Source organism: Agromyces sp. G08B096 (genome assembly GCF_040267705.1).
Lineage (GTDB): Bacteria > Actinomycetota > Actinomycetes > Actinomycetales > Microbacteriaceae > Agromyces.
This window is the reverse complement of the sequence record NZ_CP158374.1, coordinates 1,485,442-1,507,443: the sequence shown is the minus strand read 5'-3', so window position 1 is coordinate 1,507,443 and position 22,002 is coordinate 1,485,442. Positions and strand designations below refer to the sequence as shown.

Here is a 22,002-nt window from a genome sequence, read left to right as displayed (position 1 = left end):
GGCGTCTACTCGTTGTCGTCCTGATCGAACTCCACCGGGTCGGAGTCTCCGGCGTCGAAGCGGAACCGCACGCGCACCTCGCCGTCGACCTCGCGCCGCTCGACCGCGTCGTACCAGAACAGCGACTCGAGGCCGTCGATGGCGGCGACGCGCGCGACGCGCTCCTCTGGCTCGCCGCTCACGAGGACCCGCCGTTCGAACTCGCCTTCGAGGGGCCCGTCGATGAACTCGGCGACGTACTCGCCGGACGTCTCTGCACTCATGCCTCCACCGTAGTCCCGGCCGCGTCGCCGCGCGCCAGCGTCGCGGAGGGTCGGAAGGACGTGCGGACGACCAGGTCCGCGGCCGAGCGAGCGCGGGTGCGTGCGGCGTACCGCCGCCATTGCGCGTCCCAGACGTCCCACCACGGATCGAACCCGCCCGCATCGCGGTCGAGTGCGGCGCGCTTGCGGACCGCATCGGATGCCTCGACCCACACGCGGAGGACCGCCGCGGCGGCGCCGCGCCGGGGCCTGCCGCCGATGCGGGCGACCGCGTCGAACGCCCCGCACCCTTCGACGACGAGCGCACGGCCGGGACGCACCGGACGGGCGGCGCCGGGTTGCGAGTGCGCCCAGTCCCAGCTCGCTGCGCGACCCGCCCGCCCGTGGAGCCACGGCTCGACGAGGCCGTGGGCGGCGAGCTGCGCGCCTCGCTCGAGGCCGTGCCAGCCGGGATAGACGTCGTCGAGGCGCACGAGGTCGACCGGGGCGGGGCATCCGCGCACGAGCGCGTCGGCGAACGTCGACTTGCCCGACCCGCTCGGCCCGTCGATGGCGACGACGACGCGCGAGCCGCCGGGCCGGCCATCGCCCGCGGAAGCGATCCTGCGCCGGAGCAGCTCGACCGCTGGCGCGGGGCCGGTCACGACCACACCAGGTTCCACGTGCCCGCCGCGACGGCGGCGACGACGGAGGCGACCGCCACGAGGCATCCGACCGCGATCACCGCCCATTCGCGCCCGCCGAACACCACCTCCCGCGCCCAGGTGCGTCGCACGGGAGCGCCGAAGCCGCGCGCCTCCATGGCCGTGGCGAGCGTGCTGCCGCGCCGGACCGCGAGCACGAGCAGCGCGAACGCCTGCCCGGCGAACCGCAGCAGCCGACCGCGGTCGGCGACGCCGCGGGCGCGTCGCGCCAGCGAGATGGTGCGCCAGTCGTCGATGGAGGTGCCGGCGAGCCGGAGCGCCGCGAGGGCGCCGAGCACGAACCGGGCCGGCAGGCGCAGGGTCTGGGCGAGCCCGTCGGCGAGGTCCGTCGGGTCGATGGTGAGGAAGAGCACCACGGCGGGCAGCGCGATCGCGATGACCCGCGCGGTCGTCGCCAGCGCGATCTGCACGGACCCCTCCGTCACATGGATGAGTCCGACGTCGAGGTACACCGCGCCTGACGGTGCGCCGTAGAGCAGCATGCTGAGGCCGGTGAGCGGCGCCGCGATCCAGACCGGCAGCGTCCGCGCCGACCACAGCAGCGAACCGAGGCCCACCGCCGTGAAGATCACGACCTCGCACACGATCGCGACGGCCGCCGACACCGGGTCGAGGGTGAGCAGCAGTGCGATGCTGAGCGGCACGGTCGAAGCGACCTTCGCGACCGGGTTCACGTGCGCGAGCGGCAGGCCTGGCCGCACGTCGGCGATGCTCATGCCGCCACCTCGGATCTCCCGGCCGGGGCCTGCGCCCTGAGCGCGAGACGTTCGTCGGCGAGCGCGTCGACGAACGCCGCATCGTGCGTCACGGCCACGACACCGGTGCCCTCGTCGCGGAGCTCGCCGACGAGACGGACGAGTTCGCGCCAGGTCACGGCGTCCTGTCCGAAGGTCGGCTCGTCGAGCACGAGCAGTCGTGGCTTCGTCGCGAGCGCGGTCGCGACCGAGAGCCGGCGCTTCTCCCCGCCCGAGAGCGTGAACGGGTTCGCGGCCGCGAGCCGGTCGAGCCGCAGCGCCTCCAGTAGCGGGTCGACACGCCGCCGCACCTCTTCGGCCGGCAGCCGCAGTGCGCGCGGGCCGACCTCGAGCTCGGCGCGCACGTTGCCCGCCAGGAACTGGTGCTCGGGATTCTGGAAGACCGTGCCGATGCGGGTCAACAGCTGCCGCGACCGCCAGCGCCAGGGTGACGGCCCCGCGCCGTCGGCCAGCAGATCGGATGCCTCGAGCCGGCCGGCCTCGGGTGCGAGGAGTCCGGCGAGGGTGAGGGCCAGCGTCGATTTGCCCGCCCCGTTCGGCCCCGTGACGGCGAGGAGCCGCCCGGCGGTCACCTGGAATCCGAGACCGTGCTGCACGGGTCGGCCGGGCAGCCGGGCGACGGCGAGCTCGGTCGCCGTGAGGAGCGGTGGCGTCGAGCCGGCGCGAGGTCCGCGGCCGTCGTCGAGCGCGAGCCCCGCACCGTCACCGGGAAGCCAGACCCCCGCCTCGCGGAGCCGGGCCGCCTCGTCGGCGAGCACGCGCTCGGCGGGTCCGTCGGCGATGAGGCGGCCGTCGCGTCCGATCACGACGACGCGATCGATCACGGACAGCCAGGTCGGCACGCGGTGCTCCACGACGACCAGCGTCGCGCCGCTCTCCCGCACGACGCGGTCGACGGCGTCGCGCACCTCGATCACCCCGCCGGGGTCGAGGTTCGCCGTCGGCTCGTCGAGGAGCAGCAGTCCGGGGCGCATCGCGAGCACCCCGGCCAGGGCGAGACGCTGCCGCTGTCCGCCCGACAGCGAGGCGGTCGAGTGCTCGGGCCGGAGCTCGAGTCCGACCGCTTCGATCGCGTCGCGCACGCGAGGGGCGATCTCCTCGCGCGGCACCCCGAGGTTCTCGAGGCCGAACGCCACGTCATCCCCGACGCGGGCCATGACGACCTGCGCGTCGGGATCCTGCAGCACGAGTCCCGTGCGCCCCCGCGACGCGGCAGGCGGCTGTCCGTCCACGAGCAGCCCGCCCGTCGCCTCGCCCTCGTCGTCGCCGCCCAGCACGCCCGCGAGGCCGTGGAGCAGCGTCGACTTCCCCGACCCGGACGGCCCGAGGAGCAGCACCCGCTCCCCCGGTTCGATCACGAGATCGATGCCCGAGAGGGCGGGGCTCCGCCGCAAGCCGTGCCGCCACGACCACCCGCGAGCCTCGACGCGAGCGGCCCGCGGGCGGCTGCTGGTCCCGGCGGACACGTCAGACGGCGCCGCGGGCGGTCTCACGGCCGGCGGCGAAGCGCTGGAGCGCGCCGGCCCGGGCGAGGCCCCGTACGGCGAGCCAGCCCAGCCCGCCGGCGATGAGGGCACCGCCCACGATCGCCGAGACCGTGTAGATGGCCGTGAAGGCCGGAGCAGCACCGGCGTACCAGAGTACGAGGTCGTTGATCGCCATCGCGAGCCCGGCACCGGCGCCCGCGAGGAGCGCGACCGGCAGGTTCCACCGGCGGTACAGGAAGAGCGCGAACACCAGTTCGGCGCCGAGCCCCTGCACGAGGCCCGCCTCGATGGTGAGGAGTCCGCCCCACTGGCTGCCGATCAGGGCGGAGACGACTGCGGCGACGAGCTCGGTGGTGATGGCGGCGCCCGGCTTGCGGACGATGAGGCCGCCGATCACGCCCGCGACGAGCCACAGGGCGGCCGGCGCGGCCTGCAGGCCCGGCAGGAGCGCCTCGATCGGGGCCGAGATCGGACCCCAGATGACACCCCAGGCCCAGAAGACCACGCCGACGGCGACGCCGACGACGCTCGCGACGACGATGTCGACGACGCGCCAGCGGAGGCGTCGACCGCCGGTGCCGGTCTGCCCGGGTGAGGCCTGGCCGGTGCCGGCCTGCTCGGCGGATGCGGATGCGGATGCGGATGCGGATGCGTGCACTGTCGTGCCCTTTCGTTCGAAGGAAAGCGGCACGGGAACGAGAAGTGATGCCCTCCCTGCGCTGGCATGACCCAGATCAGGTTCGACGGTCGAAGGTTGGAGAACCTTCCTCTCAGCCCGGCTCACCGGACTCCCGTGTTCAGGGCACGAGTATACGCCGTGGCGGGTCATCCCGGTGCCGCAGACGGCACGCGGCCCGGCCGGTCGAGCAACCGGCGGCGGCGATCAGCGCTTCAGCGCGCGGATGACCCACTTCAGCGCCTTGCCGGTGACCCAGATCAGCGGCGTTGCCGCGAGGACGAGTCCGATGAGGTTGGGCTCGAACCGGACGTCGCCGCCACCGCGCCCGATGTATGCGCCGAGCGGAATGGATGCCCCGCCTCCGCCGCCGCCACTGCCCTGCGGTCCCTCGCCTTCGGAGTTGCCTCCACCGAAGCCGTACCAGCCCAGGGCGACGGGGATGACGGTGCTGCCGTCGACCTCCACCGGATCGCCGTACGAGGTCTTCACGCCGACGCCGGCGACGTTCTCCGCGAGTTCGAGCACGAAATCAGCCATGCCGCCACGCTACCCGCGGCGTGGCCGCCGCGACAGCCCCTTGCGCCCGGCCGTTGCGGCCGCCTCGCCGCCGGCTCCGGTCTCGTCGTCGTCGTCGAGCGGTCGACGGAATCTCGCTCCCGCGACCGCGCCACTGCCGTCGCGTCCGACGAGCGCCGCCGGTTTCACCGCTCCCCGACCGAACTTCGCGACGACCTGATCGATCGTCCGTTCGGCGTCGCGCCACTCCTCGTCGGGATCCCACAGGGTCGCCCCGCCGCCCGGTCGCAGGTGCTCCGCACGCACCCCGATGAGCCGGACCCGCTCGCCGTTGCCGACGAGTTCGTCGAGGGCGGCTGCGGCCTCCTCGTAGATCCGCCGGGCGACATCGGTGGGCTCGCCGAGGGTGCGAGACCTGGTGACCGTGCGGAAATCGCCGTAACGGAGCTTCAGCACGACGGTGCGGCCGACCAGGCCGGCCTTGCGGAGCCGCGACGCCACGTTGCCGGCGAGCCCGAGCAAGGCGCGCCGGATCTCATCGGGATCGGTCAGATCGTGGCCGAACGTGGTCTCGTGTCCGACGCTCTTCTCCGCCCGGTGCACCGAGACGTCGCGCGCATCGACGCCGTTCGCCAGCCGCGTCAACCGAGCCGCGAGGGCTGGGCCGACGGCCCGCTCGAGCGCGTCGGGAGGCATGACGGCGACGTCGCCGACCGTGCGGAGCCCCAGCCGGACGAGCGACTCCTCGGTGACCTTGCCCACACCCCAGAGCGCGGACACCGGCAGGGGGTGGAGGAAGGCGAGCGTATCGGCCGCCGGCACGACGAGCATGCCGTCGGGCTTGGCACGACTCGAGGCGACCTTCGCGACGTACTTCGTCGCGGCCACGCCGATCGAGCAGGTGAGCCCCGTCTCGGCACGCACGCGCTCGCGGATCGTCCACGCGATCTCCGCAGGCGTGCCGTGCACGCGGCGCGCGCCCGAGACGTCGAGGAACGCCTCGTCGATCGAGAGCGGCTCGACCAGCGGGGTGAAGTCGCCGAAGATCGCCATGACGCGCTTGGAGTACTCGCTGTACTTGCGGTAGTCGCCGCGCAGCACGATGGCGTTCGGACAGCGCTGGAGCGCCACGGACATCGGCATGGCCGAGTTCACGCCGAACCGGCGCGCTTCGTAGCTCGCCGCCGACACCACGCCGCGGCCTGCCGTGCCGCCCACGAGCACGGGCTTGCCGCGCAGATCGGGCCGCGACAGGAGCTCGACCGACACGAAGAACGCGTCCATGTCGACGTGCAGGATGGGCGTCGCCGAATCGTCGACCGGCCCCGTCGTCACCTGCCGCGACGAGCCGTCCTGCTTGCTCACGCTGCGACCCTACCGGCCGCCACCGTCATCGCCGGCTCAGAAGCCGAAGTCGCCGCCGCCGAAATCGCCGCCGCCGAAATCGCCGCCGCCGAAGTCACCGCCGCCGAAGTCACCGCCGCCGAAGTCACCGCCGCCGAAGTCACCGCCGCCGAAGTCACCGCCGTAGCCGCCGTCGGCTCCTGCTGCGTCGACGCTGCCGGCGTCCGCGCCGGCATCGCCCGAGTCGGCCGGGTCGCCGCCACCCGCGTCGCCCGCACCCGGATCGCCCGCCTCGAACGAGGCGGGGTCGGGCAGGAACGCCTGCGCGATCGCCGAGCCCACGACGACACCGGCGATCGACCCGAGCAGCGAACCGCCGAACATCTGCCCGAACGACGGACCCGCCTGCGCGGGACGGCCGGCACCGGCACCCGCGCCGGAGAAGGCGCGCTCCATGCTGCCCGGCTGGCGCAGCTCCTGCCGCGTCGCGGCCCGGGCGAGCGCGGTCGGCTCCTCGGAGTCGACCCGCTCTCCAGCGGGCGCCTGCTCGGCCAGCGCCGTGTAGACCTGGTGCCGTTGCTCGGGCGTGAGCTTCGCGAACGCCTCGGCGTGCACCTGCTCGATGGACTCGGGCGGTGCAGTGCGGAGCAGGTACCGATACCGCTCGATCGCCAGCTCGTCGTCGCTCAGCTGCGGTGCACGCTGCGGACGGGCCGCGGACGGCTCCCGCTCGGGAGCGCCGAACAATCGATCAAGGAATCCCATGGTGTCCTCGTCAATCCTCGAAGGGGATGCCGAATCTATCGACGTCAGCCTTGAACCGGCTGTGAGCCTTCAGGCGCCGTTCGCGCGCTCGAGCACGAGCTCGCGGACGCGAGCGGCATCCGCCTTGCCCTGCATCGCCTTCATCACGGCGCCGATCACCGCGCCGGCAGCCTGCACCTTACCGTCGCGGATCTTCGCCAGGACGTCGGGCTGGCTCGCCAGCGCCTCGTCGATCGCGGCGATGAGCGCGCCGTCGTCGGAGACGACCGCGAGCCCGCGGGCGTCGACGATCTCCTGCGGCGAGCCCTCGCCCGCCACGACGCCCTCGAGCACCTGGCGCGCGAGGCGGTCGGTCAACGTGCCGGCCTCGACGAGCTGGGCGAGCTCGGCGACGTGCGCCGGGGCGACCAGGCTCGCGGCATCCCGATCGGCGGCATTCGCGAGCCTGGCGATCTCGCCGGTCCACCACTTGCGCGCCGCGGCGGGCGTGGCACCGGCCGCGACCGTCTCGGCGAGCTCGTTCAGCAGACCGGAGTTCGCGACGTCCTGGAACTCCAGATCGGTGAAGCCCCACTCCGCCTTCAACCGGCGGCGGCGGGCCGCCGGAGCCTCGGGCAGCGCGGCGCGCAACTCCTCGATGAGCTCGGCCGACGGCTCGACGGGGAGCAGGTCGGGCTCGGGGAAGTAGCGGTAGTCGTCGGCGTCGGACTTCGGACGGCCCGGGCTCGTGGTGCCCGAGTCCTCGTGCCAGTGCCGGGTCTCCTGCGTGATCGTGCCGCCCGCGGCGAGGATCGCCGCCTGCCGCTGGATCTCGTACCGCACCGCCCGCTCGATCGACCGGAACGAGTTGACGTTCTTCGTCTCCGTGCGGGTGCCGAACCGCTCCTGACCGCGCGGGCGCAGCGAGACGTTCGCGTCGCACCGCAGGTTGCCGCGCTCCATTCGCGCATCCGAGATGCCGAGGGCCAGGGCGATGTCGCGGATCGTGGAGACGTAGGCGCGCGCGAGCGCGGGAGCATCCGCCTCCGCGCCCACGATCGGGCGTGTCACGATCTCGACCAGCGGCACGCCCGCCCGGTTGTAGTCGACGAGCGAGTACTCGGCGCCGTGGATGCGGCCCGTCGCCCCGCCGACGTGCGTGAGCTTGCCCGCATCCTCCTCCATGTGCGCGCGCTCGATCGGCACCTGGAACACCCGGCCGTTCTCGAGCTCGACCTCGACCGAGCCGTCGAAGGCGATCGGCTCGTCGTACTGCGAGATCTGGTAGTTCTTCGCGAGATCGGGGTAGAAGTAGTTCTTCCGGGCGAACCGGCTCGACGGCGCGATCTCGCAGCCGAGCGCGAGACCGAGCGAGATCGACGAACGCACCGCCTCACCGTTCACGACCGGCAGCGACCCGGGCAGGCCCAGGCAGACCGGCGTCACCAGCGTGTTCGGCGCCGCGTCGTGGTTCGCCGAGTTCGCCGGGTTCGGGGCCGGCGAGAACATCTTGGTCTCGGTGTTCAGCTCGACGTGCACCTCGAGCCCGATGACCGGCTCGAACAGCTCGAGCGCACGGTCGAAGTCCATCAGTTCGACACGGGCCATCAGACGGCGCCTTCCTCGGTCGCGAGCAGCTCATGGGTGGTGAGGGCGGGTGCCCGGTTCAGCAGCGGCCCGCCCCACTCGGCGAGCAGCAGCTGCTCGAGCGCCCCGCCGACGTTGTACAGACGCGCGTCCTCGCGGGCAGGGGCCAGGAACTGGATCCCGACGGGCAGCCCGTCCTCCGGCGCGAGACCGGCGGGCACCGAGATGCCGGGCACGCCCGCGAGGTTCGCCGGGATGGTCGCGACGTCGTTGAGGTACATCGCCAGCGGGTCGTCGAGCTTCTCGCCGAGCCGGAACGCCGTCGTCGGCGCCGTCGGGGTGGCGAGCACGTCGACATTCGAGAACGCCTGGTCGAAGTCGCGCTGCACGAGGGTGCGGACCTTCTGCGCGCTGCCGTAGTACGCGTCGTAGTAGCCGGCCGACAGGGCGTAGGTGCCGAGGATGATCCGGCGCTTGACCTCGGCGCCGAACCCGGCCTCGCGGGTCGCCGACATGACCTGCTCGACCGTGCCGCCGCCGTCGGGCGTGACCCGGAGGCCGAAGCGCACCGAGTCGAACTTCGCGAGGTTCGACGACGCCTCGGCGGGCAAGATCAGGTAGTAGGCGGCGATGGCGTGCTCGAAGTTCGGCGCGGACACCTCGACGATCTCGGCGCCGTTGCGCTCGAGCAGCTCGAGGGCCTCGTGGAAGCGCTGGCGGACGCCGGCCTGGAAGCCGTCGGAGTCGAGCTCCTTGACGACGCCGATGCGCAGGCCCGAGACATCCGCCTGACGCACGGCGTCGGCCATCGACGGCCACGCCTCGGGGATCGAGGTCGAGTCGTGGGGGTCGTGCCCGGCGATGACGTCCTGCAGGAGCGCGGCGTCGAGCACGGTGCGCGTGACGGGACCGATCTGGTCGAGCGAGGAGGCGAGGGCGATCGAGCCGTACCGGCTCACGGCGCCGTAGGTCGGCTTCACACCGACCGTACCCGTGACGTGCGCGGGCTGACGGATGGAGCCGCCGGTGTCGCTGCCGAGGGCGAGGGGCGCTTCGAACGCGGCGACGGCCGCGGCCGACCCGCCGCCCGAACCGCCGGGGATGCGGTCGAGGTCCCACGGGTTGTGCGTCGGGCCGTACGCCGAGTGCTCGGTCGACGACCCCATGGCGAACTCGTCCATGTTCGTCTTGCCGAGCGGCACGAGGCCCGCCTCGCGGACCCGGCGCACGGGCGTCGCGTCGTACGGGGGCACCCAGCCCTCGAGGATGCGCGAACCCGCGGTCGAGGGCATGCCCTCGGTGACGAGGACGTCCTTCACCGCGATCGGCACGCCCGCGAGTTCGCCGAGCGTCTCGCCCGCTGCACGGCGACGGTCGATGTCGGCGGCCGCCTCGAGCGCGCGGTCGGCCGCGACGTGGAGGAACGCGTGCACGGCGCCGTCGACGGCCTCGATGCGGTCGAGGTGGGCACGCGTCGCCTCGACCGAGGAGACGTCGCCGGAGGCGAGGCGCGCCGCCAGGTCGGCGGCGGAGAGGCGGATCAGGTCGTCGCCGTGGCTCACTGCTCCTCCCCCAGGATCGCGGAGACCTTGAACCGGTCGCCGTCGCGCTCGGGCGCACCGGAGAGCGCTTCGGCCGGCGTGAGAACGTTGTCGCCCACGACATCGTCGCGGAAGACGTTCCGCATCGCGATCGGGTGGCTCGTCGGCGGCACGTCGGGCGTCGCGACCCGGCTCACCTGCTCGACGGCCTGCATGATCTGGCCGAGTTCGGTCGTGAGGTGCGCGATCTCTTCCTCGGTGAGCGCGATGCGGGCGAGGGTCGCGAGGTGGGCGACCTGCTCCGCACTGATTTCAGACATGCTGCTCCGAACGTGTCGTGGTGGGAATGGCTCGATTCTATCGGGGCGGCGGCGCCGGTCGATCTGGGCAGCCGGGCCCGCGCTCAGCCCTGTACGCCGAAGAGGCCCTCGCCGTGGCGATGCAGCAGCTCGTAGGCTTCGGCGAACGTCTCGGGCTCGGGCTCGTCGGCCCGGCCGAACCGGGCGAGCAGCAGTCCGATGAGCCCCCGCGCCGGCGGGCTCAGCGGCTTGTCCTTGTGCGCGTGCGCCGGATGCGGCGCCGTCGCCTCGGGATTCGGCGGCACGTACTGCGGCGTCGTCGACGGCCAGGTCGAGGGATGCCTCGGCCGGTCGAGGTTCACCACCCCGAACAGGTCGTTCGCCCCGGCGTCGCGGCGCGTGAGCGGCTTCAGCCCATGCAATCGCGACAGTGTCGAGATGACGGCCGCGTGGTGCATCTCGTCATGCACGATCGTGCCGGCGCGCGTGTACGCCGACACGGCGATCGCCGGCACCCGGCAGCCGAGCCGGTCGAAGGTGAAGCCCATCTCCCCGGGCTCCCCGCCCTCGTGCGGTGGCGTGGCCTCGGGCGGCGGCACGTGGTCGTACGTGCCGCCGTGCTCGTCGAACGTGATGAGCAGCAGCGTGTTGACCGCGTTCGAGCCCTCGGGACTCGCGCTCGTCTTCACCGCCTCGTAGATGCGGTGGATGAGCAGTTCGCCCGCACGGACATCGGAGACCGCGCTGTCGATCACCTCCGTGCCGTCGACCTCCGATTCGCGCAGCTTGCCGAACGGCGGGTGGAAGTCGTTGTGGTTGTAGATCATGCGGGGCTCGACGAAGGCGTACGCCGGCAGGTTGCCCGTGCGGACGTCGTCGAAGAACTGCTCCATCGTGGCGAAGTGGTCGGTGCGCCAATACGGCTCGAGCACGGGCGCGTGCAGCACGCCCGTGAACGAGACGAGCTGCAGCTCGTCGAAGTAGATGCGCCAGCTGAGGCCGGCTTCCTCGAGGCGGTTGAACACCGTGGGAGCGGCTGGCGCGTCGAGCCACTTGCCGTAGCCGCCGCCATGCTTGTTGGTCACGAACCCATGCGAGGTCGAGGCGTGGAAGAACGACCTGTTGCAGAACGTCTGGGACGGCACGGCGCAGTGCCAGGCGTCGAACACCGCGAAGTTCTTCGCGAGCGTCGACAGCACGGGCAGCATCTCGGGCGAGAAGGAGCCCATGATCTGGTTCGCCTCGGCGGGCGTGGGCGCGGCGCCCTTCTTCCTGCGACTGAAGTCGGCGTGGTAGTCGAGGAGGAAGCCGTCCATCGTCGGCGTCTGACCCGCGGGCGGCGCGTTGAACGGGGCGCGCGTGTCGCCCACTTCGACGTCGGCGTTGTCCGCCGGGTCGAAGATCCCGAACAGCTGGGTGTTCACGTGCGGGTACTCTTCGCCCGGGTCGGGGTTCGGGCGCCCCATCACGTCGTCGGTCGCTCCCTCGTACACGTGGGCCGGGACGCTCGTGCCATCGGGAGCGGGGTTCGCGTACTCGCCGAACGCCAGGCCGTCGAACCGCTGGCCGTCGGGAACGTCGTCGGGCGTGTACAGCCAGCCGAGCAGATTGTCGAAGGACCGGTTCTCGCCCATGACGACGACGAGGTGGTCGAAGCCGGCCTCCTCGCGCGGGTTCAGCGCCGCGAAGTCGTCTGCGCCCTCGGCGAAGCCGCGCGCGTGGCCGATCGCGGCCCCGATCGCGGCGCCCGCTCCCCCGCCGACGACCGCGCCCGCGGCGGCCGCGCCGCCGATCTTCAGGAAGTCCCGCCGCGACGCACGGCGCGCCGACTCGGACTCGTCGGCGCCGTCATCCGGCCGGCTCCCCCGCGCTGCAGCCACTGCGTCCCCCTTCTCCGCCGCCGGTCGCGCCGGCGCCGACTCACTCGCGTCAGGCCTCCGACGCCGGATCCGATCCGACGGACTCCGCCGCCTGGTCGAGCGCCGCAGGCCCCTGCGTCACGAGCACCGCGAACTGCGCGGCGTCGAGCACGCGGATGCCGAGCTCCTCCGCCTTGGCGAGCTTGGATCCGGCGCCGGGCCCCGCGGCCACGAAGTCGGTCTTCTTCGAGACGCTCGAGGCGGCCTTGCCACCGGCGGCGATGATCGCCTCCTGGGCCCCTTCGCGCGTGAACCCCTCGAGCGAGCCCGTCGCGACGACGGTGAGCCCCGCGAGGACGCCGCCCGCCTCAGCCGCGGCACCCGGCCCGGGATGGCCCGGCGTCGACCACTGCACGCCGGCCGCGGCCCACCGATCGACGATGTCGCGGTGCCAATCCTCCTCGAACCAGTCGATGAGCGCGTCGGCGATGATGCCGCCGACGCCCTCGACCTGCGCGAGCTCGTCGCGCGAGGCCGCGCGGATCGCGTCGAGCGAGCCGAACCAGTCGGCGAGCGCTCGCGCCGCCACGGGCCCGACGTGCCGGATGTTGAGCGAGACGATGAGGCGCCACAGCGGTTTCGTCTTCGCCTTCTCGAGTTCGGCGAGGAGCTTCGTCGCGGCCTCCGACGGCAGCAGCTCGCGGTGGCTCTTCCGGATGCCGGCCCGGCGGCGCTCGGCCGCGTCGAGGTGCTCGGTGCCGGGCGGATACGTCGCGGGTCCCCACTTCTGGAACGGCGCACGTCGAACCGGCTCGCCGGACTCCTCGTCGACGCGGGGCTCGCCCGTCTCGGCGTCGCGCACGACGACCTCGATGGGGATCAGTTCGTCGAGCGTGAGCTCGAACAGCCGCGCCTCGGTGCGAAGCGGCGGCTCCGCGGGCACGTACGGCTGCGTGAGCGCCGCCGCCGTGACCTCGCCGAGCGCCTCGATGTCGAGCGCCCCGCGAGAGCCGATGTGCTCGACGCGGCCGCGCACCTGCGCCGGGCACGACCTCGCGTTCGGGCACCGGAGGTCGATGTCGCCCTCCTTCATGGGGCGGAGCGGGGTTCCGCATTCGGGGCAGCGCTCGGGCATGTGCCATTCGCGCTCGGTGCCATCGCGGAGTCCCTCGACGGCGCCCAGGATCTCGGGGATCACGTCGCCGGCTTTGCGGAGGACGACGGTGTCGCCGATCAGCACGCCCTTGGCGCGGACCACGTCTTGATTGTGCAGGGTGGCCTGGCGGACCGTGCTGCCCGCCACCTTCACCGGCTCCATGATCGCGAACGGGGTCGCCCGGCCCGTGCGCCCGACGCCGACGGCGATGTCGAGGAGCTTGGTGTGCACCTCCTCGGGCGGGTACTTGTACGCGATCGCCCACCGGGGCGCACGGCTCGTGGCGCCGAGCTCGGCATGCAGCTCGAGCTCGTCGACCTTGACGACGATGCCGTCGATCTCGTGCTCGACGTCGTGGCGGTGCTCGCCCCAGTGCGCGATAAAGCCGGCGACCTCGTCGATCGAGCCGAGCACCCTGGTGTGCGGCGAGACGGGCAGCCCCCAGCCGGCGATGAGGTCGTAGATCTCGGACTGCGACGAGACGGGCGGGTCGGCCCACGCCCCGATGCCGTGGAGGTAGAGCGACAGGCGGCCGAGCCGCTCGCGCATGAGCGCGAGCTGTTCGGTCCCCTTGTTCTCCCGGCGCTGCCTGAGGCTGCCCGCGGCCGTGTTGCGGGCGTTCGCGAACTCGGGGAACCGCACGGGGATGTCCTCGTCGGCCCGGCCCTTGGCGCGCTGTTCCGCCGCGAAGCGGGCCTGCAGCTCATGCTGGCGCTCGTTCAGGGCCTCGAAGTCGCTGGTGCGGAGGAAGACCTCGCCTCTGACCTCGAAGAAGGACGGGTAGCCGGATCCCTCGAGCCTCCGCGGGATGGCGGGGATGAACTCGATGTTCTCGGTGATGTCTTCGCCGACGCGCCCGTCGCCCCGTGTGGTCGCGGTCTCGAGTACGCCATCGCGGTAGGCGAGGCTGATCGCGAGGCCGTCGATCTTCAGCTCGCTGAGCCAGCGCACGTCGCGGCCGGCGGCCTGACGGGTTTTCGTCGCCCACTCGCGGAACTCGTCGAGGCTGAACACGTTGTCGAGGCTGAGCATGCGCTCGGCGTGCTCGTGGGTCGGGAACCCGGCCTGCACGATCGCCGCGCCCACCTGCTGGGTGGGGCTGTCCTGCCCGGCGAGCTCGGGAAAGGCGCGCTCGATGGCCTCGAGCCGATGGAAGTCGGCGTCGTACTCAGCATCGGAGAGCGGCGAGTCGCCGTCGGCGTAGTACGCGAGCCGGGCGCCCTCGATGCGTTCGCGCAGGCGGTCGCTCTCCGCGCGCGCCGCGTCGAACTCCATGGTCTCCAGCTCGCCGGGGATCTCGCTCACACGGCCATCCTAGGAGCGCGGTCCGACACCGTCGCGGCGGCGCACCCGGCCGGCCGCGCCCAGGCGGGATGCCCGGCCGGAAGGTCCGTCGGCTACGCGTCCACGGGCACGGCGCTCACCGTGCGGTCGATGGTGCACTGACCGAGCACCCTCGTACCGACGTAGACCACCGCGGTCTGCCCTGGCGCGACGCCGTCGAGCGGGCGATCGGGCACGATCACGAGTTCGGACTCGTCGCCAGGTCCGGGTGCGACGTGCGCGGTCGCCGGCACCGGGTCGGCGTGCGCCCGGATCTGCACGTCGCAGGCGAACGCCTCCCGAGCGCGGGCGACCAGTCCGGAGGCGACCGGGTCGGCGCCGGCCCAGGAGAACCTCGACCCGGCGATCTCCGCGACCGCGAGCGCCTCCTTCGGGCCCACCACCACGGTGTTCTGCTTCGGCCGCACCTCGAGGACGAACCGGGGCCGGCCGTCCGGGGCCGGCGTGCCGAGGTGCAGCCCTCGGCGCTGTCCGACGGTATAGGCGTGCGCGCCGTCGTGCCGGCCGACGACGGCGCCGGTGCGGTCGACGATGTCGCCGGGCGCCTCGCCGACCTTCTCGGCGAGCCAGCCCTTCGTGTCGCCGTCGGAGATGAAGCAGATGTCGTACGAATCGGGCTTCCGCGCGACCTGGAGTCCGCGCCGCTCGGCCTCCTGGCGGACGAGCTCCTTCGAGGGGGTGTCGCCGAGCGGGAAGTAGGCGTGCGCGAGCTGCTCGGCGGTGAGCACGCCCAGCACGTACGACTGGTCCTTCGCCTCCGCGCTCGCGCGGTGGAGCTCCCGCCGGCCCGAGGCATCCGTCGTGATCTTCGCGTAGTGGCCCGTCGCCACCGCGTCGAAGCCGAGCGCGAGCGCCTTCTCGAGGAGTGCGGCGAACTTGATGCGCTCATTGCAGCGCATGCAGGGGTTCGGCGTGCGTCCGGCCGAGTACTCGGCGATGAAGTCTTCGACGACGTCGGACTTGAACCGCTCGGAGAAGTCCCACACGTAGTACGGGATGCCGAGCAGGTCGGCGGCGCGCTGGGCGTCCATCGAGTCCTCGATGGTGCAGCAGCCGCGGCTGCCGGTGCGCAGCGTGCCCGGCATCCGGCTGAGCGCGAGGTGCACGCCGACGACGTCGTGGCCGGCCTCGACGGCGCGCGCCGCCGCGACGGCGCTGTCGACACCGCCGGACATGGCCGCAAGCACTCGCATGCGTCCAGTCTACGAACGGCGGCTGGGCGGATGCCCCGAGCCGGTGCTCACCGGTCGAACGAGGTCGTGCGCGCGGCGAGGCCGGCGCGCGCGGCGCGGGCGTGCGCCTCGGGCAGCGCGGCGAGGAACGCGTCGACGTCCGCGTCGGTGGACGCGTGCCCGAGCGTCAGGCGGAGCGCGCCGCGCGCGTCGGCCTCGCTGCGGCCCATCGCGAGCAGGACGTGGCTCGGCTCGGGCACGCCGGCCTGGCACGCCGATCCCGTCGACACGGCGACGCCCGCGGCGTCGAGGAGGAAGAGCAGCGAGTCGCCCTCGCATCCCGGGAAGGAGAAGTGGACGTTCGCCGGCAGGCGGCCGGCGGGGTCGGGGTCGCCGGAGAGGCGCGCGTCGGGCACGAGCCGGGTCACGCCCGCGATGAGCCGGTCGCGGAGGGCCGCCATCCGGACCGTGTCGTCGTCGAGCCGGGCCGCCACGGCGGTCGCCGCCGCGGCGAACGCGGCCGCCGCCGCGACGTCCTGCGTACCCGACCGGATGCGGCGCTGCTGGCCGCCGCCGTGCAGGAGCGGCTCGATCTGCGCCGAGCGGTCGAGGACGAGCGCGCCGATGCCGGCCGGCCCGCCGATCTTGTGCGCGGAGACACTGACGGCCACGAGTCCCGCGCCGGCCGGTGCCGCGGTCGCCGTGCGGATCGCGTGCAGGTCGATGGGGAGCTGGCCGTACGCCGCGACCGCATCGGCATGCAACGGCACCCCCGCCCGGGCGGCCAGCGCGGCCGCCTCTGTCACGGGCTGGATGGTGCCGACCTCGTTGCTCGCCCACAGCATCGTGACGAGCGCGATGGATGCCGCGTCGCGTTCGAGCTCCGCGGCGAGCGCGTCGAGCCGCACGCGGCCCACCTCGTCGACGGGCAGTTCGACGAGCTCGGCGCCGTCGTGCTCGGCGAGCCAGTCGACGGTGTCGATCGTCGCGTGGTGCTCGCCCGCGGGGTACAGGATGCGTCGGGCGATGCCCGCGGGGCTCGCGTCGCGGCGACGCCAGTACAGCCCCTTGATCGCGAGGTTCACCGACTCGGTGCCGCTGCCCGTGAAGACGACCTCGATGGGGTCGGCGCCGAGCGTGGCGGCGACCTGTTCGCGGGACTGTTCGAGGAGTCGCTTGGCGCGCTGGCCGGCGCTGTGGATGGACGCGGGGTTGCCGGTCACCTGCAGGGCCGCCGTGAGCGCGTCGATCGCCTCGGGCAGCATCGGGGTCGTGGCGGCGTGGTCGAGATACGCCATGGAACTACTGTAGAACGCATGTCCGCGCCCGATCCCCTGCACGATCTCGGGGTGCGCGCCGACGCGGACGGCGGACTGCTGCGGCTGTGGTCGGAGCACGCGACCGCGGTCGAACTGGTCGTCTTCGCGGCCGACGACCTCGACTGGGCAATCGACCGGGTGGCCGCCGAACGCGACGAGCACGGCGTCTGGCGGGCCCGCTCGGCGCGCCTCGTCCCGGGTGCGCACTACGGGGTCCGGGTCGACGGGCCGGCCGGCCCTGCGCACGCCTTCAACCCGGTGCACACGCTCCTCGACCCGTATGCCACGGGGCTCGCCCGCGCCGACGACGGCTCGTGGCGCGGCGTCGCCCTCGCGCCGCTCGACGCGCCGGCCGACCGGGTGTACGAAGCCGCCGCCCGTCCTCCCGCCCCGCGCATCCCGCTCGACCGGACCGTCGTCTACGAGGCCCACGTCCGCGGCTTCAGTCGCCGGAACCCTGCGGTGCCGGCCGAGCTCAGGGGCACCTACGCCGGGCTCGCGCACGACGCCTCGATCGAGCACCTGACCCGGCTCGGCGTGACGACGGTCGAGCTCCTGCCCGTGCATGCCTTCGTCTCGGAGGAGCGTCTCGTGCGTCAGGGGCGCCCGAACTACTGGGGCTACAACACGCTCGCGTTCTTCGCCCCGCATGCCCCCTACGCCACGACGGACGCGCAGGCCGCCGGCCCTGCGGCCGTGCGGGACGAGTTCGCCGCGATGGTCGACGGGCTCCACCGGGCCGGGCTCGAGGTGGTGCTCGATGTGGTCTACAACCACACGGCCGAGGAGGGCCGGCACGGCCCGACCTTCAGCTTCCGCGGCATCGACAACGCCGGGTACTACCGGCACGGCGTCGACGGCGAGTACTTCGACACCACGGGCTGCGGCAACACGCTCGACTTCGGCGGCGAGCCGGCGCGCCGGCTGGTGCTCGACTCCATGCGGTACTGGGCGGGCGAGGTCGGCGTCGACGGCTTCAGACTCGACCTCGCGGCGACGCTCGGCCGCGACGAGGACGGCGGATTCGACGCCGAGCACCCGCTCCTGCGGGCGATGCTCGACGACCCGGTGATCGGCGCCACGAAGCTGATCGCCGAGCCGTGGGACGTCGGTCCGGGCGGCTGGCAGACCGGCAACTTCCCCGCCGGCTTCACGGAGTGGAACGACCGCTACCGCGACCGGATGCGCGACTTCTGGCTGAGCGACCTCCGCCGGGAGCGCGAGACTGGCTCGGCCGGCAGCGGCATCGGCCGGTTCGCGACCCGGCTGGCCGGCTCCGCGAACACGTTCGCCCAGGAGCGCGGCCCCCTCGCGAGCCTGAACTTCATCACCGCGCACGACGGCTTCACCCTGGCCGACCTGACGGCGTACGACGTGAAGCACAACGAGGGCAACGGGGAGGACAATCGCGACGGCACCGACGCGAACCGGTCGTACAACCACGGCGTCGAGGGACGCACCGACGACCCCGAGATCCTCGCGGCTCGCCGGCGGAGCATCCGCAACCTGCTCGGCACGCTGCTGCTCTCGGCCGGCGTGCCGATGCTCACCGCCGGCGACGAGGTGGGCCGGAGCCAGGCCGGCAACAACAACGCCTACTGCCACGATTCCGAGCTGACCTGGCTCGACTGGTCGTGGGGCGAGGACGCGCGGCGACTGCTCGCGACCGCACGGCATCTCATCCGGCTGCGCGCCGAGAACCCGGCACTCCGACCGGTCCGCTACGGCGTCTTCGGCGAGACGACGCCGAGCGCGACGCAGATGGACTGGTACAACGCCGACGGCGCGACCATGACCATCGACGACTGGAACTCCCCCGCCGAGCGCACGTTGCAGTACCTCGCCGCGTCGACCCCCGAGACCGAGGGCCCGAACCGCATCCTGCTCGTCGTGCACGCGCACGAGGCTCCGACCGAGGTCGTGCTGCCCGCACACGACGGCGTCGACCGGTACGTGCTGCTCTGGGACTCGGCGGCCGAGTCACCCGACGCGGACGACGCGCCCGGCGCCCCGGCGTCCGAGACTCGGCCCGCCGAGTCGAGGCCGGGCGAGCGCGTCGGCGTGGCAGCGCAGTCCATGCGGCTCTACCGCGCGGAGGGCGCGCGATGACGAGGCGAACGGATGCCTCCGCCGGCACGCCGGCGACCGTCGCCCTCCAGGCGGCCGGCATCGCCTTCCGGGCGCACGCCTACGAGCACGACCCTCGCGCCGCGGCCTTCGGCCTCGAGGCGGCCGAGAAGCTCGGCGTCGACCCCGAGCGCGTGTTCAAGACCCTCCTCGCCACGGTCGACGGCGGCCCGCTCGCCGTCGGTATCGTGCCCGTGGCGCAGCAGCTCGACCTGAAGGCGCTGGCGGCCGCCGTCGGCGGGAAGCGCGCCGAGCTCGCCGATCCGGCGACCGCCGAACGCCGCACCGGGTACGTCGTCGGCGGCATCAGCCCGATCGGACAGAAGACGGCGCTGCCGACCGTGCTCGACGAGTCGGCCATCCTGTGCGAGACCATCCTGGTCTCGGGCGGGCGTCGCGGCTTCGACGTGGAGCTCGCGCCCGACGACTTGCTCGCGGTCACGGCCGGCCGCTACGCGCCGATCGCGCGTCAGCGCTGACCCGCTACTCCCCCGACGGCGGGAGGGCGACGAGCCCGAGTTCGGCGGCGCTCTGCAGCAGCGGATGCCGCGGGATGACCCGGACGGTGTAGCCGAAGGCGCCGGCCCGATCGAGCACCAGGCGGCCCGCGTAGACCCGCGGGCCGGGGGCATCCGGGTCGCTCGTCAGCTCGAGCGCCTCGCGGCGCGGCGACGAGATGGTCTCGTCCGCCGTGGCCCGACCGAAGACCACCTCGATCTGCACGTCGTCGGGCGAGAGCTCCCCGAGTTCGACGTGGGCGCGCAGCCGCACCTCGTCGCCGACCTGCGGCGCGTCGATGCCGCCCGACTCGACATGGACCACCGCGACCTGCGGCCACGCCGCGCGGAGCCTGGCACCGAACGCCGCGAGCTCGCGCGCGCCCCGCGCATGGTCGGCGCCCATGGCGACGGCGTGCCGCCAGGCGTGCCGGTAGAGGCGGTCGACGTACTCGCGCACCATCCGGTCGGCGCCGAGCTCGGGCACCAGCCCGGCAAGCGTCCGGCGCAGCATGCCGACCCAGTCGCGCGGCACGTCATCGGAGTCGCGGTCGTAGAAGCGGGGCGTGACGTCGTGCTCGAGCAGGTCGTACAGTGCGTCCGCCTCGACGGCGTCGCGCTCGGCCGCGTCGGCCGAGGCGTCGGCGGACGGGATGACCCACCCGTAGTCCTCCCCGGCGGACTCCGCCCACCAGCCGTCGAGGATGGAGAGGTTGAGCGCGGCGTTCATCGCCGCTTTCATGCCGGAGGTCCCGCAGGCTTCCAGGGGCCGCAGCGGGTTGTTGAGCCACACGTCGCAGCCCGGGTAGAGCACGCTCGCCATGCCCATGTCGTAGTCGGGCAGGAAGACGATCCGCTCGCGGAGCTCGGGCCGCTGGGCGAACTGCACGAGCTGCTGGATGAGGCGCTTGCCCTCGTCGTCGGCGGGATGGGACTTGCCGGCCACCACGAACTGCACGGGTCGATCGGGGTCGGTGAGGATCGCCGCGAACCGCTCGGGGTCCTGGAGCATGAGCGTCAGCCGCTTGTACGTCGGCACCCGGCGCGCGAAGCCGACCGTCAGCGCATCGGGGTCGAGGACGTTGCCGATCCACTCCGGTGCCGGAGCCCCGGCGTGCTGGGCCGACCAGGCGGCGGCGAGCCGGCGCCTGGCCTCCTCGACGAGCTGCAGCCGCATGCGACGTTTCACCGACCACAGTTCGGCGTCATCGAGTGCGGCGCTCGACCAGTCGGCGTGCTCGGGGTCGGCCGAGCCCAGCACCTGCTCGCTGAGCGAGAGCAGGGCGGGGTCGGTCCAGGTTGGGGCGTGCACGCCGTTCGTCACCGAGGTGATGGGCACCTCGTCGGCGTCGAACCCCGGCCACAGCGAGCCGAACATGCGCCGGCTGACCTCACCGTGCAGCTTCGAGACGCCGTTGGCATGCTGGGCGAGCCGAAGGCCCATCACAGCCATGTTGAACGGGCTCGTCGCCGGGTCGGCGCCGGGCTCCACGCCGAGGGCGAGGGCATCCGCCGGGGGCACGCCGGGCAGCAGGGTGTTCGTCAAGTACCGCTCGACGAGTCCGCGGTCGAACCGGTCGATGCCCGCCGGCACCGGCGTGTGCGTCGTGAACACCGTCGACGCCCGCACGAGCTGCAGTGCCTCGGGGAAGCTCAGCCCGCCGGCGATGAGCTCGGAGATGCGCTCGAGCCCCAGGAAGCCCGCATGACCCTCGTTCATGTGGAACACCTCGGGCTCGGGCTGCCCCGCGAGCTCCGCCCACGCGCGGATGGCGCGGACGCCGCCGATGCCGAGGAGCAGCTCCTGCAGGAGCCGGTGCTCGCCGCCGCCGCCGTAGAGCCGGTCGGTGACGGCGCGGAGCTCGTCGGGGTTCGCGGGCACGTCGGTGTCGAGCAGGAGCAGGGTGACCCGGCCCACCCGGGCGCGCCACACCCGGGCGGCGAGGGCGCGATCGTCGGGAAGGCCGAGCGTCACCTGCACGGCGGTGCCGTCGGGGCGGCGGAGGAGTGAGAGCGGGAGCCCGTCGGGGTCCTGCACGGGGTAGCGCTCCTGCTGCCACCCGTCGGGAGAGATGGACTGCGAGAAGTAGCCGGCCGCATAGAACAGCCCGACCCCGAGGATCGGCACGCCGAGGTCGCTCGCCGCCTTGAGATGATCGCCGGCGAGGATGCCGAGCCCGCCCGAGTACTGCGGCAGCGCCTCGGTGATGCCGAACTCCGGCGAGAAGTACGCGATGCTCCGCGGAGCGTCGTCGCCGAGGCTCTGGTACCAGCGCGGTTCGTCGAGGTAGGCCCGCAGTTCGGCGCGCTCGCGTTCGGCCCAGGCGACGAAGCCCTCGTCGGCGGCGAGCTCGTCGAGGCGTGCCGGATCGACGGCGCCGAGGAACGCGACCGGGTCGCGACCGGATGCCGCCCACCCGGCGGGATCGATGTGCTCGAACACGCGCCGGGTCGGCTCGTGCCACGACCAGCGCAGATTGCCGGCGAGCTCGTCGAGGGCCCCCAGCGCGGCGGGGACGACGGCGCGGACGGTGAACTTCCGGATCGGCTTCACCCGTCCCACACTATGGGCGCCGGGTGACGGCCGTGTGAACGGCGCGTCACACGGG

Annotated in this window: 18 protein-coding genes and 1 riboswitch; of the genes, 2 read left to right on the top strand and 16 right to left on the bottom strand. The window is 73.1% G+C overall.

What is annotated here, in order from left to right; translation table 11 throughout:
* Nucleotides 1–5: 5 nt before the first annotated feature.
* From ABIQ69_RS07290 to ABIQ69_RS07220, 15 genes are all read right to left on the bottom strand, one after another.
* A complete protein-coding gene (locus ABIQ69_RS07290) occupies nt 6–263 on the bottom strand; it encodes a hypothetical protein (protein WP_350349701.1) in 258 nt (85 codons plus the stop codon).
* Complete coding sequence (locus ABIQ69_RS07285) at nt 260–907, bottom strand: ATP-binding protein (RefSeq protein ID WP_350349700.1); 648 nt, start codon at nt 905–907, stop codon at nt 260–262. Before ABIQ69_RS07285 ends, ABIQ69_RS07290 begins: the two co-directional genes overlap by 4 nt.
* Nucleotides 904–1,683 carry an energy-coupling factor transporter transmembrane component T gene (locus tag ABIQ69_RS07280; protein WP_350349699.1) on the bottom strand — a complete coding sequence of 260 codons (780 nt, stop codon included), beginning with the start codon at nt 1,681–1,683 and terminating at the stop codon, nt 904–906. The genes ABIQ69_RS07285 and ABIQ69_RS07280 overlap by 4 nt, the downstream gene beginning before the upstream one ends.
* Nucleotides 1,680–3,188, bottom strand: a complete 1,509-nt coding sequence (locus ABIQ69_RS07275; RefSeq protein WP_350349698.1) for an ATP-binding cassette domain-containing protein — start codon at nt 3,186–3,188, stop codon at nt 1,680–1,682. The genes ABIQ69_RS07280 and ABIQ69_RS07275 overlap by 4 nt, the downstream gene beginning before the upstream one ends.
* Nucleotide 3,189: 1 nt before the next feature.
* Nucleotides 3,190–3,867 (bottom strand): ECF transporter S component, encoded by a 678-nt coding sequence (locus tag ABIQ69_RS07270; RefSeq protein WP_350349697.1) that lies wholly within the window; start codon nt 3,865–3,867, stop codon nt 3,190–3,192.
* A 36-nt stretch (nt 3,868–3,903) separates the two neighbouring features.
* Nucleotides 3,904–4,014, bottom strand: a riboswitch (TPP riboswitch).
* Nucleotides 4,015–4,092: 78 nt separating this feature from the next.
* Nucleotides 4,093–4,425: a hypothetical protein gene (locus ABIQ69_RS07265; protein ID WP_350349696.1), complete on the bottom strand. Its 333-nt coding sequence runs from the start codon at nt 4,423–4,425 to the stop codon at nt 4,093–4,095.
* A 9-nt stretch (nt 4,426–4,434) separates the two neighbouring features.
* Nucleotides 4,435–5,769: a DNA polymerase IV gene (locus tag ABIQ69_RS07260; protein WP_350349695.1), complete on the bottom strand. Its 1,335-nt coding sequence runs from the start codon at nt 5,767–5,769 to the stop codon at nt 4,435–4,437.
* Between the two features lie 36 nt (nt 5,770–5,805).
* On the bottom strand, nt 5,806–6,513 hold the full coding sequence (locus ABIQ69_RS07255) for a hypothetical protein (RefSeq protein ID WP_350349694.1): 708 nt from the start codon (nt 6,511–6,513) through the stop codon (nt 5,806–5,808).
* A gap of 69 nt (nt 6,514–6,582) precedes the next feature.
* Nucleotides 6,583–8,100 carry an Asp-tRNA(Asn)/Glu-tRNA(Gln) amidotransferase subunit GatB gene (gene gatB / locus ABIQ69_RS07250; protein WP_350349693.1) on the bottom strand — a complete coding sequence of 506 codons (1,518 nt, stop codon included), beginning with the start codon at nt 8,098–8,100 and terminating at the stop codon, nt 6,583–6,585.
* Complete coding sequence (gene gatA, locus ABIQ69_RS07245; RefSeq protein ID WP_350349692.1) at nt 8,100–9,641, bottom strand: Asp-tRNA(Asn)/Glu-tRNA(Gln) amidotransferase subunit GatA; 1,542 nt, start codon at nt 9,639–9,641, stop codon at nt 8,100–8,102. Before gatA ends, gatB begins: the two co-directional genes overlap by 1 nt.
* Nucleotides 9,638–9,940, bottom strand: coding sequence for an Asp-tRNA(Asn)/Glu-tRNA(Gln) amidotransferase subunit GatC (gene gatC / locus ABIQ69_RS07240; RefSeq protein WP_350349691.1), 303 nt, complete (start codon nt 9,938–9,940; stop codon nt 9,638–9,640). Before gatC ends, gatA begins: the two co-directional genes overlap by 4 nt.
* Before the next feature lie 83 nt (nt 9,941–10,023).
* Nucleotides 10,024–11,799: an alkaline phosphatase family protein gene (locus ABIQ69_RS07235; RefSeq protein WP_350349690.1), complete on the bottom strand. Its 1,776-nt coding sequence runs from the start codon at nt 11,797–11,799 to the stop codon at nt 10,024–10,026.
* Nucleotides 11,800–11,848: 49 nt separating this feature from the next.
* A complete protein-coding gene (ligA, locus tag ABIQ69_RS07230; RefSeq protein ID WP_350349983.1) occupies nt 11,849–14,209 on the bottom strand; it encodes an NAD-dependent DNA ligase LigA in 2,361 nt (786 codons plus the stop codon).
* A gap of 122 nt (nt 14,210–14,331) precedes the next feature.
* Nucleotides 14,332–15,471 carry a tRNA 2-thiouridine(34) synthase MnmA gene (gene mnmA, locus ABIQ69_RS07225; RefSeq protein WP_350349689.1) on the bottom strand — a complete coding sequence of 380 codons (1,140 nt, stop codon included), beginning with the start codon at nt 15,469–15,471 and terminating at the stop codon, nt 14,332–14,334.
* A gap of 47 nt (nt 15,472–15,518) precedes the next feature.
* The gene (locus ABIQ69_RS07220; protein WP_350349688.1) at nt 15,519–16,748 is read right to left on the bottom strand and encodes a cysteine desulfurase family protein; all 1,230 of its coding nucleotides are present in this window, start codon (nt 16,746–16,748) and stop codon (nt 15,519–15,521) included.
* A gap of 18 nt (nt 16,749–16,766) precedes the next feature.
* Here ABIQ69_RS07220 and glgX point away from each other — a divergent pair, with 18 nt between their 5' ends.
* Together glgX and ybaK are read left to right on the top strand one after the other, a co-directional pair.
* A complete protein-coding gene (glgX, locus tag ABIQ69_RS07215; RefSeq protein ID WP_350349687.1) occupies nt 16,767–18,878 on the top strand; it encodes a glycogen debranching protein GlgX in 2,112 nt (703 codons plus the stop codon).
* Nucleotides 18,875–19,375, top strand: coding sequence for a Cys-tRNA(Pro) deacylase (ybaK, locus tag ABIQ69_RS07210; protein WP_350349686.1), 501 nt, complete (start codon nt 18,875–18,877; stop codon nt 19,373–19,375). Before glgX ends, ybaK begins: the two co-directional genes overlap by 4 nt.
* 4 nt (nt 19,376–19,379) lie before the next feature.
* Here the strand turns inward: ybaK and glgP are convergent, their stop codons facing one another.
* Nucleotides 19,380–21,947 carry an alpha-glucan family phosphorylase gene (glgP, locus tag ABIQ69_RS07205; protein ID WP_350349685.1) on the bottom strand — a complete coding sequence of 856 codons (2,568 nt, stop codon included), beginning with the start codon at nt 21,945–21,947 and terminating at the stop codon, nt 19,380–19,382.
* Between the last annotated feature and the right edge of the window lie 55 nt (nt 21,948–22,002).

What these genes read in the sequence shown, in the direction of transcription:
- ABIQ69_RS07220 (WP_350349688.1), bottom strand. Translation starts at nt 16,748, where the DNA reads ATGGCGTATCTCGACCACGCCGCCACGACCCCGATGCTGCCCGAGGCG.
- mnmA (WP_350349689.1), bottom strand. Translation starts at nt 15,471, where the DNA reads ATGCGAGTGCTTGCGGCCATGTCCGGCGGTGTCGACAGCGCCGTCGCG.
- ABIQ69_RS07255 (WP_350349694.1), bottom strand. Translation starts at nt 6,513, where the DNA reads ATGGGATTCCTTGATCGATTGTTCGGCGCTCCCGAGCGGGAGCCGTCC.
- glgX (WP_350349687.1), top strand. Translation starts at nt 16,767, where the DNA reads ATGTCCGCGCCCGATCCCCTGCACGATCTCGGGGTGCGCGCCGACGCG.
- ybaK (WP_350349686.1), top strand. Translation starts at nt 18,875, where the DNA reads ATGACGAGGCGAACGGATGCCTCCGCCGGCACGCCGGCGACCGTCGCC.
- ABIQ69_RS07280 (WP_350349699.1), bottom strand. Translation starts at nt 1,683, where the DNA reads ATGAGCATCGCCGACGTGCGGCCAGGCCTGCCGCTCGCGCACGTGAAC.
- gatC (WP_350349691.1), bottom strand. Translation starts at nt 9,940, where the DNA reads ATGTCTGAAATCAGTGCGGAGCAGGTCGCCCACCTCGCGACCCTCGCC.
- ABIQ69_RS07265 (WP_350349696.1), bottom strand. Translation starts at nt 4,425, where the DNA reads ATGGCTGATTTCGTGCTCGAACTCGCGGAGAACGTCGCCGGCGTCGGC.
- ligA (WP_350349983.1), bottom strand. Translation starts at nt 14,209, where the DNA reads ATGGAGTTCGACGCGGCGCGCGCGGAGAGCGACCGCCTGCGCGAACGC.
- ABIQ69_RS07290 (WP_350349701.1), bottom strand. Translation starts at nt 263, where the DNA reads ATGAGTGCAGAGACGTCCGGCGAGTACGTCGCCGAGTTCATCGACGGG.
- gatB (WP_350349693.1), bottom strand. Translation starts at nt 8,100, where the DNA reads ATGGCCCGTGTCGAACTGATGGACTTCGACCGTGCGCTCGAGCTGTTC.